Below are 14381 nucleotides of genomic sequence, written 5' to 3'. Positions count from 1 at the left end.
ATGGCGGGTAAATATGCGCCAGAGCCAGAACATGGCGAATATGTATGGATGGTGAGGCTAATTAATCTTGCGCACTCGCAAGAGAGGCTGTTTGTTCCGATTTCACTTTACCTACATAGCCTTCCTTAGATTTTGCTACACATCTTTCAAATAAGAAGGCTATGCATGGCATCATACAGATCACGCTAATTGTACTGGTGAGCTGTTTATAATTGTGAAGTTTTAAGGTTGGCCCTTTTCCTCTTCGGGTGAAGATGAACTCGTAGCCATCCCTTCAGGGTTGTCGAGATCTGGGGCGGAATCACGCTCCATGAAAGCTGAGGGAGGTGGTTTCTCCATTGAGTGCCCATCAAGGCTTTTTTTCTCTTCGCAGGCACTTAACGCCAAGATGGCTGCGCAGGCGATTGCTAAAAATGAAAATCTAAACATTTAAACCTCCTATGTTCATCGTTTTGTTTGTAAGCAGTAGCATAATCGAACTTTTCCGTTTATTCAAATTTGATTCAGGAAAACCGGAGGCTTTAACCGGTCTGATAGTATTTGCAGGGTTGTTGGTTTCGTTTTGCGCCTGCGCCCGGGAAGTATCGGAAGTGTCTGATGGTATGGCATTTGAGTCTGCAGCGACTGAATCCATATCACTTCAACCCATCGTGGTGACGGCTGATCCTTTAAGTGGAACTCAGGCAGATATACCCAAGCCTGTATCAATTTTGCAACGAGAACGTATTCAAACACGTGATTTACGTAATGTTGGTGAAGCAGTTTCTCAGGAGCTGGGTGTATCCAGCAGTGATTTCGGGCCGGCGGTCGGTCGCCCAATAATCCGCGGCCTGGGCGGCGGGCGGGTGCGGGTGCTGGAGGATGGTGTTGGTACGATGGATGTTTCCACGGTCAGCCCTGATCATGCCGTGGCAGTAGAGGCGTTGTTTGCCGATCAGGTTGAAATTTTTCGCGGACCTTCGACTTTGCTTTATGGCTCCGGAGCCAGTGGTGGAGTGGTGAATGTCGTTAATCAACGGATACCAGATCATATCCCTAATGAAATGGAGGGGGATCTGTATGGGCATTACAGCTCGGTTGCTGATGATTTTACGGGAGCATTCCGACTTAATGCGGGAGCCGGGCATTTTGCCTGGCATCTGGATGGAATGAAGCGGCACACCGGGAATTATTCGATACCCGGTTTCGCGCAGATTGAGCCAGAGCCTGGTGCGAAAAAAGGTGTGCTTGAGAACAGCGATGTCCGGACAACAAATTTTTCCAGTGGTTTATCTTATATTGACGAACGTGGTTTTTTTGGGGTCGCAGTCAGTCGCTTTGTTAATCACTATGGCGTGCCGGGGCATGATCACGGGCATGACGAAGGTTTGCATGGTGACGATGCTGTATCGGGCCATGAAGAGGGGGCGCGAATCAGACAAAAGCAGACGCGTTTCGATATGAAGGGGGCGTTAAATCAACCTCTGCCTGGGTTGCAGAAAATAAAAATACGCTGGGGTTATAACGATCATGCGCATCGGGAATCGGGAGATGATGGGAATGGAACGTTGCTGCTGAATCGTGAGTGGGATGGTCGGCTTGAGATGCTGCACCAGCCCCTAAGTAATTGGAGGGGTGTGCTGGGACTGCAATACCAGAATCGCAATCTTTCTACTGCTGGTGAAGAGGCCTTTGTTCCCGATTCTCACCTGGATTCGTTGGGGGTATTCTTGCTGGAAAAACTAGATGCCGGACGCTGGATTATTGAGGTGGGCGGGCGCTTTGAACATCAATGGACGGAGCGTAAAAATGACGCTTTTGAAGTCAGTCATGACATTTTCAGTATTTCAAGCGGTGCAACATGGAAATTTCAGGAGAATTATTCGCTGGGTGGGAGTCTTTCCTACGCGCTGCGGGCCCCGGCATTGGAAGAGCTGTATTCCAACGGGCCGCATCTGGCTACAAATACATTTGAAGTGGGCAGAACCACACTCTCGCCGGAAAAGACCAGTAGTATTGATCTGTCTCTGAGCAAACAAAACGGGAATTTAAACTGGACACTTAACCTGTTTGCCAAACAGATCGGTGATTTTATATTTTTGCGGGAATCAGATTTGACAGGTGACAGATTGCCGGATCGTGTCGATATCAAGGGCGTGCTGGACAAGGATGGCCTGTTATTACTGAATTATGATCAGAGTAATGCAAATTTCATAGGAGCGGAATTCGAAACGATTATTCATCTGCTCAACAATCGTCGTAGCAAACTGGATTTGCGGTTGTGGACTGACTACGTGCGCGGGCGACTGTCCACGGGGGGATATTTGCCACGGATAACGCCACTTCGTTTCGGAGGTGCGCTTGATTATACCTATGGCCCCTGGCGAGGGAAAGTTGATATGATGCAAGTATACAAACAGACTGATACCGCTTCACTGGAAACAGCTACCGCTGGTTACACAATGCTGAATGTTCAGCTGGATTATGGGTTTGACTGGGGGGAGATGAATTGCAGCCTGTTCGTGCGAGGCTCCAATTTGTTAAATGAGGAAGCGCGGCGGCATACCTCTTTTTTGAAGGATCGCGCGCCATTGCCTGGGCGTTCTGGTCTTGCGGGAGTGCGTGTGAATTTTTAGGATCAATACTATGATGAACTCAGGCTTTCGAGGTGGCTGAAATTCATTGATTCATTACAAGCTTTTGGTTCGTAACAATTATGCTTTTTTCATATTTGATGATCTCATGATAACCAATTGATTTTAATGTGTCTTTATTGGAATTAATCCGAGTGAGTGGTAAGTATGCTAGACTTGATCGGTTGCCTGTAAGCTTGGCTGTTTTTAGAGATGTTATTGCTGATAGATGCCAGAAAAATGAAAACTATTTTGCCTGTGATGCTGCTCGGTTTTGTGTTGTCTGCGTTGGGTGGTTGCATCAGAAGTAATGACTACATGCCATCATCAGGCGCGACAGGTGAAAAGATTTTTAAGGAAGCCTGTGTGCAGTGCCATACGCCTGTGAGCGGCAACGTAATGATATTGAAGCCCGAGATGACTAATGCGGACGCTATCATGGAAAGAGTGAAAAATGGTAAAGGAATTGGGATGCCCGCTTTTCCAAATTTGACGGGGGATTCTGCGCAGAGTCTGGCGGAGTATGTGCTGGGGAATAGTGTTGCCAGATAAATTAGTGCCTGGTCTTTGTTCCTCTCTAAATTAAGGTGGGAGTCGTCTTGTATAACTGCGCAATACCCGGTAATTCCACTGTCCTGCAGCAAAGATCCGACTGTATGACTTGCAGTTTTCGAGAATTGTGTCTGCCGGTGGGATTGACTGATGAGGAAATAGAGTACCTTGGAAATCTGATCAATTATAAATTCAGGGTGCGGAGAGGCGAGTATTTATCGCATGCCGGATCTGATTTCAAGTCACTCTACGCGGTAAAAAATGGCTCCTTTAAAACTTGTGTGCTGAAGGTGGACGGGCGCCAGCAGGTGACTGGCTTTTATATGACAGGCGAGCTGTTGGGGCTGGATGCGATCAGTCCGGAGAAGCATACTTGTGACACGGTTGCGCTGGTTGATAGTGAGGTCTGCGAAGTGCCTTTCAAAAAACTTGAGGAAATCGGGCAAAATATTCCTTCGCTGATGAGTCAGCTTCACAAGATTATGAGCCGTGAAATTGTGCAGGACAGAGGGGTTATGATGTTACTGGGCGGCATGCGAGCAGAAGAACGGTTGGCTGCTTTTTTGCTTAACCTGTCAACCCGTCTGGCCAGGCGAGGATATTCGCCAACAGATTTTATTTTGAGAGCAACAAGGGAAGATATTGGTAGCTATCTGGGGCTCAAGCTGGAGACGGTCAGCCGATCATTCTCCAAGCTGCAGGAGGAAGGCCTTATCACGGTTAATATCAAACATATCACATTACATGATGTTGATAAGTTGAACTTCAGAGTTGGTAATTCAGCGGACTGATTCCGGTTTCATTCAATTTGAAAAGTGAGTTTTCTTGAGCGCGGGATCTGCCATGTTATAATTGTGTTCGGTGCCAGAAGCAATTTTATGCGCTGGAGAAATTTCTTATTTCATTAACTTTTATAATATAACTTACAACTCGCGCTTATCAAAATAGGGTGCCTTCATTAAGGAAGTACGTCGATAAGTAGCGGTTAACCCTAGGGAGAATTCATGTCAGTTACTATGCGGCAAATGTTGGAAGCGGGTGTTCATTTTGGCCATCAAACCCGTTTCTGGAACCCGAAAATGGCCCCATATATTTTCGGTCAGCGTAATAAAATTCATATCGTTAATCTCGAGCATACGCTTGTCATGTTCAGGGATGCGCTGGATTATGCTCGCAGGTTAACAGCAAATAAAGAGACAATTCTTTTCGTGGGAACTAAGCGCCAGGCACGTGATATTGTCAAAGAAGAAGCAATCCGGTGTGGCGCTCCTTATGTTAATCAGCGCTGGTTGGGAGGAATGCTGACCAATTTCAAGACGATCAGGCAATCGATCAAGCGTTTGCAAGATATGGAAAAAATGGTGCAAGATGGGACATTAAACAAGCTGGTAAAGAAAGAGGCTCTTGATTTTCAGCGTGAACTGGAAAAGCTGAACAACAGTCTTGGTGGCATCAAGGAGATGAAAGGACTGCCGGATGCCATGTTTGTGATTGATGTGGGGTACCAGAAAGGCACGATTATCGAGGCGAGTAAACTGGGCATTCCGGTTGTGGGTGTAGTAGATACAAATCATAGCCCGGCCGGTATTCAATATGTGATACCGGGAAATGATGATTCCAGCCAAGCGATACGACTTTATGCGCGCGCCATGGCAGATGCCATTTTGGAGGGGCGCAACCAAGCCATCCAGGAAATTGTCGAGATGGGTAAAACTGATAGTGAGATTCTGTCCGGTCAAGACCTGTCTGCAGGTGCGTAAATGATCTCCGTTACCGCCTCTTGTTGAAATAGATTATTCAAAGTTTTTGTATTAACCGGATACGGAGTCAGTATGGCAGAGATTACTGCAAGTATGGTTAAAGAATTGCGCGAGCTTACCGGCTTGGGCATGATGGAATGTAAAAAAGCCTTATCCGAGGCTGATGGAGATATGAAGGCCGCTGAAGATTTATTGCGGATCAGAAGTGGAGCCAAAGCGAGTAAAGCGGCTGGCCGTATTGCTGCGGAAGGAGTTATTAGTGGGTTCATTACTGCTGATGGCAAACAGGGCGCACTGGTAGAGGTTAACTGTGAAACCGACTTTGTTGCCAAAAATGAAGATTTCATCAGTTTTGCCAGTGATCTGGCGAAATTGATGGTGAGCCAATGTGTTCCGGATACGGCATTATTGGCTGAAATGCCTTTGACTGGTGGAGAAACGGTTGAATCTGTTCGCAAGGCTTTGATTATGAAGCTGGGCGAAAATATTAGTATTCGTCGTGGAATCAGTTACCAGGCCGAAGGTCGTCTCGCGATGTATCTGCACGGAAGCAAGATCGGGGTAATGGTTGATTATTCGGGAGGAGACGAAGTCCTGGGTAAAGATATAGCCATGCATATTGCAGCCAGCAAGCCTGTTTGCGTATCAAGTGCGCAAGTGCCTGTTGATTTACTTGAGCATGAGCGTCAGATATTTACTGCCCAGGCGGCAGAAAGTGGTAAACCGGCTAATATAATTGAGAAAATGGTAGAAGGGCGGGTTGCCAAATATTTGGCGGAAGTTACATTGTTAGGTCAGCCTTTTATCAAAGATCCCGAGCAGACTGTCGAAAAGCTGTTAAAAACAAAGTCTGCTGGTGTCAATAATTTTACACTGTACGTTGTAGGTGAGGGAATCGAAAAGAAATCTGATGATTTTGCAGCTGAGGTTATGGCGCAGGTAAGTCAATCAAAATAAGAATATTTTCTAGTGATTGGTTTGACCGAGTGTGCGACAGAGGTAAATAACGGCTTGTCACTATAAGCTAGGATCTGTTGAGATTCAGTATCTGGTGTATGCGGATTGTGCCTCAGCCTGAATTTATCCATCAGGCGTAAATTCTATATATCTTCTATGGGTTTCTAATGGATTATTGGAGCTCAATTCACGTATGAACAGAGGCACAGTGAGCAAAGATGGAGCTCTATTGTTTGGACAAGGCAGACGATCCGGAGCGCAGCGATACGAACAATTACCAGTTATGTAGAGGCTGTGTTATGGATATACGCACAGGCCAGTTTCTGGCGAAACTTGTCAGTCGAATTTAACAAATGGAACACGATCGCTCTTTCTTTCCTTTGCACAGCGATAAGATCGACTGCAGCTTCTCGTCAGCCATTTCCTGCTATCTGCTGTCATCACTCCAGAGGAGTCTCAACAGAATCTGGAGTAGCTGTTGATAGTGTATGGATAGCAGCGTGATCAATTTTCAGGAAGACTTTACGATAAATTTCCATTACACGGGCATATATGCCAGCCGTCTATAAGCGTATTTTATTGAAGTTGTCGGGCGAGGCTCTTATGGGTGATGCGCAGTATGGCATTGATCGTACAGTGGTTGAGCGTATCGTCGTCGAGATTGCTGGAGTGTTGCAGTTAGGCGTTGAGGTTGCGATTGTGGTAGGTGGGGGTAATATTTTTCGTGGTATGAAATCTGCGGGAGATGGCATGGATCGCGTAACAGCTGATTATATGGGAATGCTTGCTACCACCATGAATGCTTTAGCATTACATGATGCGATGAGACGGAATGGCGTTGTCTCACGGGTACAATCAGCTTTGCGGATAGATCAAGTCGTGGAACCTTATATTCGTGGCAAGGCCTTGCGTTATTTAAATGAACGTAAAGTAGTCATATTTGCTGCGGGAACCGGTAATCCTTTTTTTACTACGGATACAGCAGCTGCCTTGCGTGGTATGGAAATGAATGCCAACATAGTTCTCAAGGCGACCAAAGTTGATGGGATTTATACCAGTGATCCTTTTGAAAATAAGGATGCACAACGTTTTCGTAACCTGACTTTTGATGAGGCAATTAATAAAAACCTTCAGGTAATGGATGCTACTGCGCTGACCTTGTGCCGTGATCAGAAGCTTCCCATCAATGTATTCAGTATTTTTAAGACCGGAGCACTCAAACGAGTTATCATGGGTGAAGATGAAGGAACCTCGGTAATTGTCTGAATTTTTGGATGCTATCTAAAATATTGTTATTCCGCGCGGTATATGGCAGAGCGTATGTGCATTGTTGTAATCGCTTTTTAATATCAATATCTACTTAAATATGATTGCTGATGTAAAAAAGGCTACTGAGCAGAAAATGCAGAAAAGCCTAGATGCACTTAAAGTTGATTTCAGCAAAGTAAGAAGTGGACGTCCACATACAGGACTGCTGGATCATATAACAGTTGACTACTATGGAACACCTACGCCGATCAGGCAGCTTGCGAATGTAACCCTGGCTGATGCGCGGACCATAGGTGTTATTCCATGGGATAAAAAAGCATTTTCAGCCATTGAAAAAGCGATACGAGATTCTGATATGGGCTTAAATCCGATGACTGCGGGTGAAATGGTGAGAGTGCCTATGCCTCCTTTGACAGAAGAGAGACGCAAGGACTTGACCAAAATTGTTAGAACAGAAGCGGAAACAGCTCGTATCGCAATGAGGAATATTCGGCGTGATGCTAACACCCAGTTGAAAGAGTTGTTGAAGGACAAGTTGATCGCGGAAGATGAGGATCGCCGTGCGCAGGATGATATCCAGAAACTGACAGACCGATATATTGCCGAGGTAGACAAGCTGCTGCAAACCAAAGAAGCAGAATTGATGGCTGTCTGATATATGCCTTCAATATTGAGTTCAACTCGTGGAATCCCGGAAACCGGGATGACACCCAAGCATATCGCTATTATCATGGATGGTAATGGCCGGTGGGCAAAGCAGCGTTATCTGCCACGAATAGCAGGGCATACTCAGGGTGTTGAGGCAGTACGAGGCACGATCAAAGCCTGCATTGAAAAAGGCGTTCCGTATCTGACAATTTTTGCGTTCAGTAGTGAAAACTGGCGAAGACCTGCAGAAGAGGTCAAGTTGCTGATGCAGCTGTTTCTTGCTGCGCTTGAACGGGAGGTCGCCAGCTTGCATGAAAATGGAGTCCGGTTCAGGGTGATTGGTGATCTTTCGAAATTCGATCCCAGAATAATCGAATGTGTTCGGCATGGTGAGATGCTTACTGCCGGTAACACTCGTTTGCATTTTACGGTGGCTGCAAATTACGGAGGACGCTGGGATATCATGCAGGCTGTACGTAAAATGATCGCCCAAAGCTCTGATTCAACCATGGACTTTAATGAATCTGATCTTTCCAGATGCTTAGCTATGGCGGATGCTCCCGAGCCGGATTTATTCATTCGCACAGGAGGAGAATGTCGGATCAGCAATTTTTTGCTCTGGCAACTTGCGTATACCGAACTGTATTTTACCGATACCTTGTGGCCGGATTTCAATGTATCAACTCTTGACAAGGCTATCCTTTCCTACCAGAAACGTGAGCGCCGATTTGGCCAAACAAGTGAGCAGCTTGCAAGTCGGCAGGAAATCAAGGATAAGATCTTGAACGAAAATAAAGTTTAACCATCATTGTTCAATTAACGGGACTCACCCGTTCATGCTTAGCACCCGACTCTTTACTGCACTCATATTATTGACCGCCTTTCTGGCGGCATTATTTTATCTACCGGATATTTTCTGGGCCGTATTACTCCTGGGATTGACTGTTACAGCAGCCAGGGAGTGGTGTCGTCTGGGGCGTTTCTCAGTTGGCCAGACTGTTCTTTATATGATTTTCACCACCTTGCTGGGAGGGGAGCTATTATTCTTGACCAGCATGGTGGTAGCCAGAAATCCGGCAGATTCATCGATGATCTGGTTTTATATCGCATCTGCCATCTTCTGGTTATTGGCGGTACCTTACCAATTGGTAACAACCCAACCCATCCGCAATGTGTGGGTATTCATGTTAACCGGCTGGCTGGTATTGCTGCCAGTGTGTCTGTCACTTTATCAGCTTCGTGCGATAGATCCATTATTGTTACTTGGATTCATGGGAGTAGTGTGGGTATCTGACAGCGTTGCCTATTTTATCGGGCGTACCTATGGCAAGCATAAACTTGCACCGCAGATCAGTCCTGGAAAGACGTGGGAGGGAGTGGCTGCTGCGCTAGTTGGTGTATTGATCTATGCGTTGATCTGGTTTTATATAGTAGATAGGGAAAACAAACTGATTAGCTTGCTGGTTCCTTTGTTGCTTGTGCTCGCGGTGCTGGGAATAGTGGGTGATTTGTTTGAATCATTATTGAAACGGCAGGCAGGCGTTAAGGATAGTGGCAGTATTTTACCAGGTCACGGCGGTATACTGGATCGTATTGATGCGTTGATCCCGGTCTTGCCCGTTGCTGCGCTAGCGGCCATCTTATTTTATTCGACTGAATTATGACTCCAATCCGTCATTTGACCATCTTGGGCTCGACCGGCAGCATTGGGGAAAGCACACTGGATGTGGTAGCCAGACATCCCGACCGGTTTCAGGCGATTGCCCTGACTGCCGATAAGAATGTTGAAAAAATGTTTGAGCAGTGTAAACGATTTTATCCGTTGTATGCTGTGATGCTTAACGCTCAGAGTGCCGAGCAACTGGCAGCTAAATTGCGTGTGGCAGGCTTGGATACCATGGTGCTTTCAGGTATCGAATCACTGGAAAAAGTAGCATCTTTGCCAGAAATCGATACGGTTATGGCAGCGATTGTTGGTGCGGCAGGTATTCGTCCGACACTCTCAGCTGCGCGGGCGGGCAAACATATTCTTCTGGCTAACAAGGAGACGCTGGTGATGGCTGGCCGTATCTTTATGGATACGGTCAGACAATATCATGCAACGTTATTACCGATAGACAGCGAACACAATGCGATTTTTCAGTCATTGCCACAACATTACAATGGAGATCTGATTAGTTCTGGGGTGCGCCGGATATTGCTGACTGCCTCGGGAGGACCTTTCCGTAAAGCAGATCTGCAGACCTTGTCAACCGTTACGCCGGAGCAAGCTTGTGCTCATCCCAACTGGGTGATGGGCAGAAAAATATCAGTTGATTCGGCTACCATGATGAATAAAGGGCTGGAAGTCATTGAGGCGCACTGGCTGTTTAATGTAGAACCCGAAAAAATCCAGGTGGTTGTTCATCCGCAAAGCGTCATTCATTCTATGGTTGAATATATTGATGGCTCGGTGCTTGCCCAACTCGGTAATCCGGATATGCGCACGCCGATAGCACATGCGTTGGGTTATCCCGAGCGAATGGAAAGTGGTGTGCAATCCATGGATATTTTCAAAATTGCACAATTGAATTTTGAAGCTCCGGATTTCGAGCGATTCCCCTGTCTCAGGCTTGCATATGAAGCCCTTTCAAAGGGAGGTAATATGCCAGCCGTACTGAATGCTGCCAATGAAGTTGCGGTTGAAGTTTTTCTGGCCGGTGAAATACCTTTCACGGCAATCCCTGCGATCATCGGATATGTAATGGAATCAATAGACAGACAGGAAGTTACAGACTTGGAAGATGTGCTTGTTGCTGATTTACAGGCGCGTGAGATAGCTCGCAAATGGTTGGATAATCAGACCTGGCAAAGAGAGCGGTCTGGGGCTCCGTTATTTCGTACCGAGCAGTGGAATGGATAATTTTTGCAGATCTTTGATATGACACTGCTCTCAACTATTTTTGCATTCGTAATTGCACTGGGTCTGCTGATCACTTTTCACGAATTTGGTCATTATCTGGTCGCTCGTTGGTGTGGAGTCAAGGTGCTGCGCTTTTCTCTCGGATTTGGTCAGCCCCTGTTCAAAAAACGCCTTGGTGGTGATCAGACGGAATGGGTGGTTGCTGCGATCCCTCTGGGAGGATATGTCAAGATGCTGGATGAACGGGAAGGGCGAGTTTCCGCTGACGAACTTCCGCGTGCGTTTAATCGACAACCTGTTTCCAAGCGTTTCGCTATCGTAGTTGCAGGCCCTGTGGCCAATTTTTTATTAGCTATTTTGTTGTACTGGTTACTTTTTATACTTGGTATCAGTGGCGTAAAGCCAATCCTGGGAGAAATTGAACCCGCAACACTTGCGGCTTCAGCAGGCTTCAGAAACGGAGATACCATTACCGGAATCGGCGATCAGGCAATTACCACCTGGCAGGAAACCCGACTGCTATTGCTGGATAATGCAGTAGACAAGAATCCTGATGTGAGGATAACAGTTGCAGGTGAAAGTGGAATTTCTCGTCAGCTTAAGCTCGATTTGAGCAGTCTTGGCGCAGAAGATCTTGAAAGCGATTTTCTGAACCGACTGGGCTTGAGTGTTTATCGGCCAATTATTGCTCCGGTTATTGATCAGGTGATGGCTGGCGGGGCGGCAGAACACGCGGGTCTCAAGACTGGCGACAGAGTTGTGGCGATTAATGGAAAGGAAGTCTCCACCTGGGAAGATGTTGTCGATATGGTGCGTTCAAATCCCGGGCACACACTCTCGGTTGAGGTGATGCGGGATGGCCGGGTGCTTGTTATGTCATTACAGCCGGAAACCGTATCCGAGGGTCATGCTGAAATTGGCAAGGCTGGAATTACGCCTGAAATCCATCATGAGATACTAGAAAATCTGCTAGTGAAAACCAGCTATCCTCCGATGGCAGCTTTGATTAAAGCGGTTACCAAGACTTGGGAAATGTCTTATTTTACCGTGCGCATGCTTGGGAAAATGGTAACTGGTGATGTTTCGCTGAAGAATATCAGCGGGCCGATTACCATTGCAAACTATGCTGGCCAGTCGGCTCAAATGGGGTTTGCTGCCTACCTGGGATTCCTGGCTCTGATTAGTATCAGTCTTGGTGTGTTGAATCTTCTACCGATTCCAGTTCTGGATGGCGGGCACCTGATGTATTACTTGATCGAAGTGGTGCGGGGAATACCATTATCTGAAAAAATAATGTATGTCGGTAATCAGATTGGTATGGCTTTGCTGATTACGTTGATGGTGTTTGCAATATATAACGATCTACTTCGTCTGGCTGCTGAATAGACATGAAATTCAGGTTTTATGCGTTATTTTTTTTCCTGTATTCAATAGGTTGCGCGGCAAATGATTCATTCGTGGTTAGGGATATCCGGGTAGAAGGTATTCAGCGTACCGAAGCCGGAACAATATTCAGTTATCTGCCTGTTAAAGTTGGCGATGTGCTCGACAGTAAAAAAGCCAGTGCAGCGATCAAGGCACTGTATGCAACCGGTTTTTTTAGTGATGTCAAACTGAAATCCGAAGGAGAGCTGCTGATTGTGCAGGTTCAGGAACGTCCTGCAATCGCGCAAATCACAATCAACGGCGCAAAGGAATTTGACAAGGATAAGCTCAAGGAAGGGCTGAAGCAGGCAGGCTTGTCAGAATCCCGTATTTTCAGTCGTTCGCTACTTGAAAAAGCTGAGCAGGAATTGAAGCGTCAGTACATCAGCCGGGGTAAGTATGCCGTCAAAATTACGACCACAACCACGCCGCTGGAACGGAACCGTATCGGCATCAACTTTGACATCAAGGAAGGAAAAACAGCTCGAATCAAGCAAATCAACATTGTCGGCAATCATGTTTTTCCTGAAGATGAGCTGACCGGTCTGTTCAGTCTCAAAACACCGGGTTTTATGACATGGTTTACGAAGGACGATCAGTATTCAAAGCAAAAATTATCGGCTGATCTTGAAACGCTGCGTTCCTATTATCTTGATCGGGGATATCTAGAGTTCAATATCGAATCTACGCAAGTTTCGATTACGCCGGATATGAAAGATATTTACATTACAGTCAATGTAACGGAAGGTCCTCAATATACGGTATCCGATATAAAACTTGCAGGCGAGCTGCTTGTGCCGGAAGAAGAATTGCGCAAGCTGATTAAACTGGAGCCAGGTGGCGTATTTGCCCGCGAAAAGCTGACTGAATCTATCAAGCTGATCAGTGACAGGCTGGGGAATGACGGTTACGCCTTTGCCAATGTTAATGCCTCACCGGAGCTGGACAAGGAAACTCGCAAGACAGCTTTTACTTTCTTTATTGACCCAGGGCGCCGGGTTTATGTCAGACGCATCAACATCAGCGGTAATGAACGTACCCGGGATGAAGTGATACGTCGTGAATTCCGGCAGATGGAAGGGGGCTGGCATTCTACCGAACAGATCAACCGCTCCCGCCAACGGGTGGACAGGCTGGATTTTTTCACCAGTGTTAACGTCGAAACCCCTCCAGTTGCAGATGTACCGGATCAGGTGGATATCAATGTCAATGTAGTTGAGAAGCCGACCGGGGCAATCATGTTTGGTGCTGGTTATTCCGATCGCGAAGGAATTATTCTGAATGGATCAATTGCCCAGAACAATATTCTGGGAACGGGTAATTTTCTCAGTCTGCAGGTGAATACCGGGAGCGTTAACAAGATTATCTCGGCTTCATTCAGTAATCCGTACTATACGATTAATGGAGTCAGTCTCGGTCTGGAAGCGTTTAAACGTGACATCAATACCCGCTCTCTGAGCAGTGTAGGGGTGTTCAATACCGATACGACTGGTGCCAATATTCGCTTTGGTATCCCTGTCGCGGAAAATGACGTGGTTTCATTGGGGCTGGGTTATGAACACACCAAAATTGATCTGCGCAATGACAGCCCGCAACGTTTCAGGGATTTTGTCGATCAATTTGGCAAGACTTCCAATAATCTTCCGCTTACCTTGAGCTGGGCGCGTGATCGTCGTGACAGTGCGATCTGGACAACCTCTGGATTGATGCAGCGATTATTTGGCGAATTTGGTATGCCGTTCGGAGACCTGAATTACTACAAAGTCAGTTATGAGCAGAGATGGTTTTTTCCTGTCTCCAGGCTGTTTACCCTGATGCTGAATGGTGAAGTGGGAGTGGGTGATGGATATTCCGGCAAACCGCTACCTTTCTTCAAGAATTTTTTTGCAGGTGGCTTTAATTCGGTTCGAGGATACAACATCAATACGTTGGGGCCTCGTGACAATAATAATCTGGCTCTGGGAGGCAGCAAGCGTATAGTCGGTAACGTTGAAGTATTGTTTCCGGTACCGTTTATGAAGGAAGACAAATCAGTTCGCCTGAGTGCGTTCGCGGATGGCGGTACAATTATTAATTCATTTTCCGGACTGGGATTTGATGATTTTCGTTATTCTGCCGGATTGGCTGCAACTTGGATTTCTCCCATGGGGCCACTAAAGTTCAGTATTGCCCAGCCACTTAATGATAAACCAGGCGACAAATTGCAACGTTTCCAGTTTCAGTTTGGACAGACTTTCTGAATCTGAAAAATCGTAT

Annotated in this window: 13 protein-coding genes; all 13 read left to right on the top strand. The window is 46.5% G+C overall.

Annotated elements, in window-relative coordinates; translation table 11 throughout:
* Nucleotides 1-310: 310 nt before the first annotated feature.
* The 13 genes from BM331_RS12230 to bamA all read left to right on the top strand — a co-directional run bounded on the left by BM331_RS12230 (nt 311) and on the right by bamA (nt 14365).
* Nucleotides 311-433, top strand: coding sequence for a hypothetical protein (locus tag BM331_RS12230; RefSeq protein WP_256214869.1), 123 nt, complete (start codon nt 311-313; stop codon nt 431-433).
* A 169-nt stretch (nt 434-602) separates the two neighbouring features.
* Complete coding sequence (locus BM331_RS08780; protein ID WP_074929025.1) at nt 603-2615, top strand: TonB-dependent receptor; 2013 nt, start codon at nt 603-605, stop codon at nt 2613-2615.
* A 210-nt stretch (nt 2616-2825) separates the two neighbouring features.
* Nucleotides 2826-3164, top strand: coding sequence for a c-type cytochrome (locus BM331_RS08775; protein ID WP_256214868.1), 339 nt, complete (start codon nt 2826-2828; stop codon nt 3162-3164).
* Nucleotides 3165-3268: 104 nt separating this feature from the next.
* Entirely contained in the window at nt 3269-3955 is a 687-nt protein-coding gene (locus tag BM331_RS08770; protein WP_074928956.1) for a helix-turn-helix domain-containing protein, read from the top strand.
* Between the two features lie 213 nt (nt 3956-4168).
* Nucleotides 4169-4924 carry a 30S ribosomal protein S2 gene (rpsB, locus tag BM331_RS08765; RefSeq protein WP_074928954.1) on the top strand — a complete coding sequence of 252 codons (756 nt, stop codon included), beginning with the start codon at nt 4169-4171 and terminating at the stop codon, nt 4922-4924.
* 72 nt (nt 4925-4996) lie between these two features.
* Nucleotides 4997-5881, top strand: a complete 885-nt coding sequence (gene tsf / locus BM331_RS08760) for a translation elongation factor Ts (RefSeq protein ID WP_074928953.1) — start codon at nt 4997-4999, stop codon at nt 5879-5881.
* 552 nt (nt 5882-6433) lie between these two features.
* Entirely contained in the window at nt 6434-7147 is a 714-nt protein-coding gene (gene pyrH / locus BM331_RS08755; RefSeq protein ID WP_074928951.1) for a UMP kinase, read from the top strand.
* A gap of 100 nt (nt 7148-7247) precedes the next feature.
* Nucleotides 7248-7805, top strand: coding sequence for a ribosome recycling factor (gene frr, locus BM331_RS08750; protein ID WP_074928949.1), 558 nt, complete (start codon nt 7248-7250; stop codon nt 7803-7805).
* Nucleotides 7806-7808: 3 nt separating this feature from the next.
* A complete protein-coding gene (uppS, locus tag BM331_RS08745) occupies nt 7809-8600 on the top strand; it encodes a polyprenyl diphosphate synthase (protein ID WP_074928947.1) in 792 nt (263 codons plus the stop codon).
* Nucleotides 8601-8634: 34 nt separating this feature from the next.
* Nucleotides 8635-9462: a phosphatidate cytidylyltransferase gene (locus BM331_RS08740; RefSeq protein WP_074928945.1), complete on the top strand. Its 828-nt coding sequence runs from the start codon at nt 8635-8637 to the stop codon at nt 9460-9462.
* Nucleotides 9459-10700, top strand: a complete 1242-nt coding sequence (gene ispC, locus BM331_RS08735; RefSeq protein WP_074928943.1) for a 1-deoxy-D-xylulose-5-phosphate reductoisomerase — start codon at nt 9459-9461, stop codon at nt 10698-10700. Before BM331_RS08740 ends, ispC begins: the two co-directional genes overlap by 4 nt.
* An 18-nt stretch (nt 10701-10718) precedes the next feature.
* The gene (rseP, locus tag BM331_RS08730; RefSeq protein ID WP_074929023.1) at nt 10719-12086 is read left to right on the top strand and encodes an RIP metalloprotease RseP; all 1368 of its coding nucleotides are present in this window, start codon (nt 10719-10721) and stop codon (nt 12084-12086) included.
* 2 nt (nt 12087-12088) lie between these two features.
* Nucleotides 12089-14365 carry an outer membrane protein assembly factor BamA gene (bamA, locus tag BM331_RS08725; RefSeq protein ID WP_074928941.1) on the top strand — a complete coding sequence of 759 codons (2277 nt, stop codon included), beginning with the start codon at nt 12089-12091 and terminating at the stop codon, nt 14363-14365.
* Nucleotides 14366-14381: the final 16 nt, after the last annotated feature.

Source organism: Nitrosomonas eutropha (assembly GCF_900116685.1).
Lineage (GTDB): Bacteria > Pseudomonadota > Gammaproteobacteria > Burkholderiales > Nitrosomonadaceae > Nitrosomonas > Nitrosomonas eutropha_A.
This window is presented reverse-complemented; position numbering and strand designations above follow the sequence as displayed.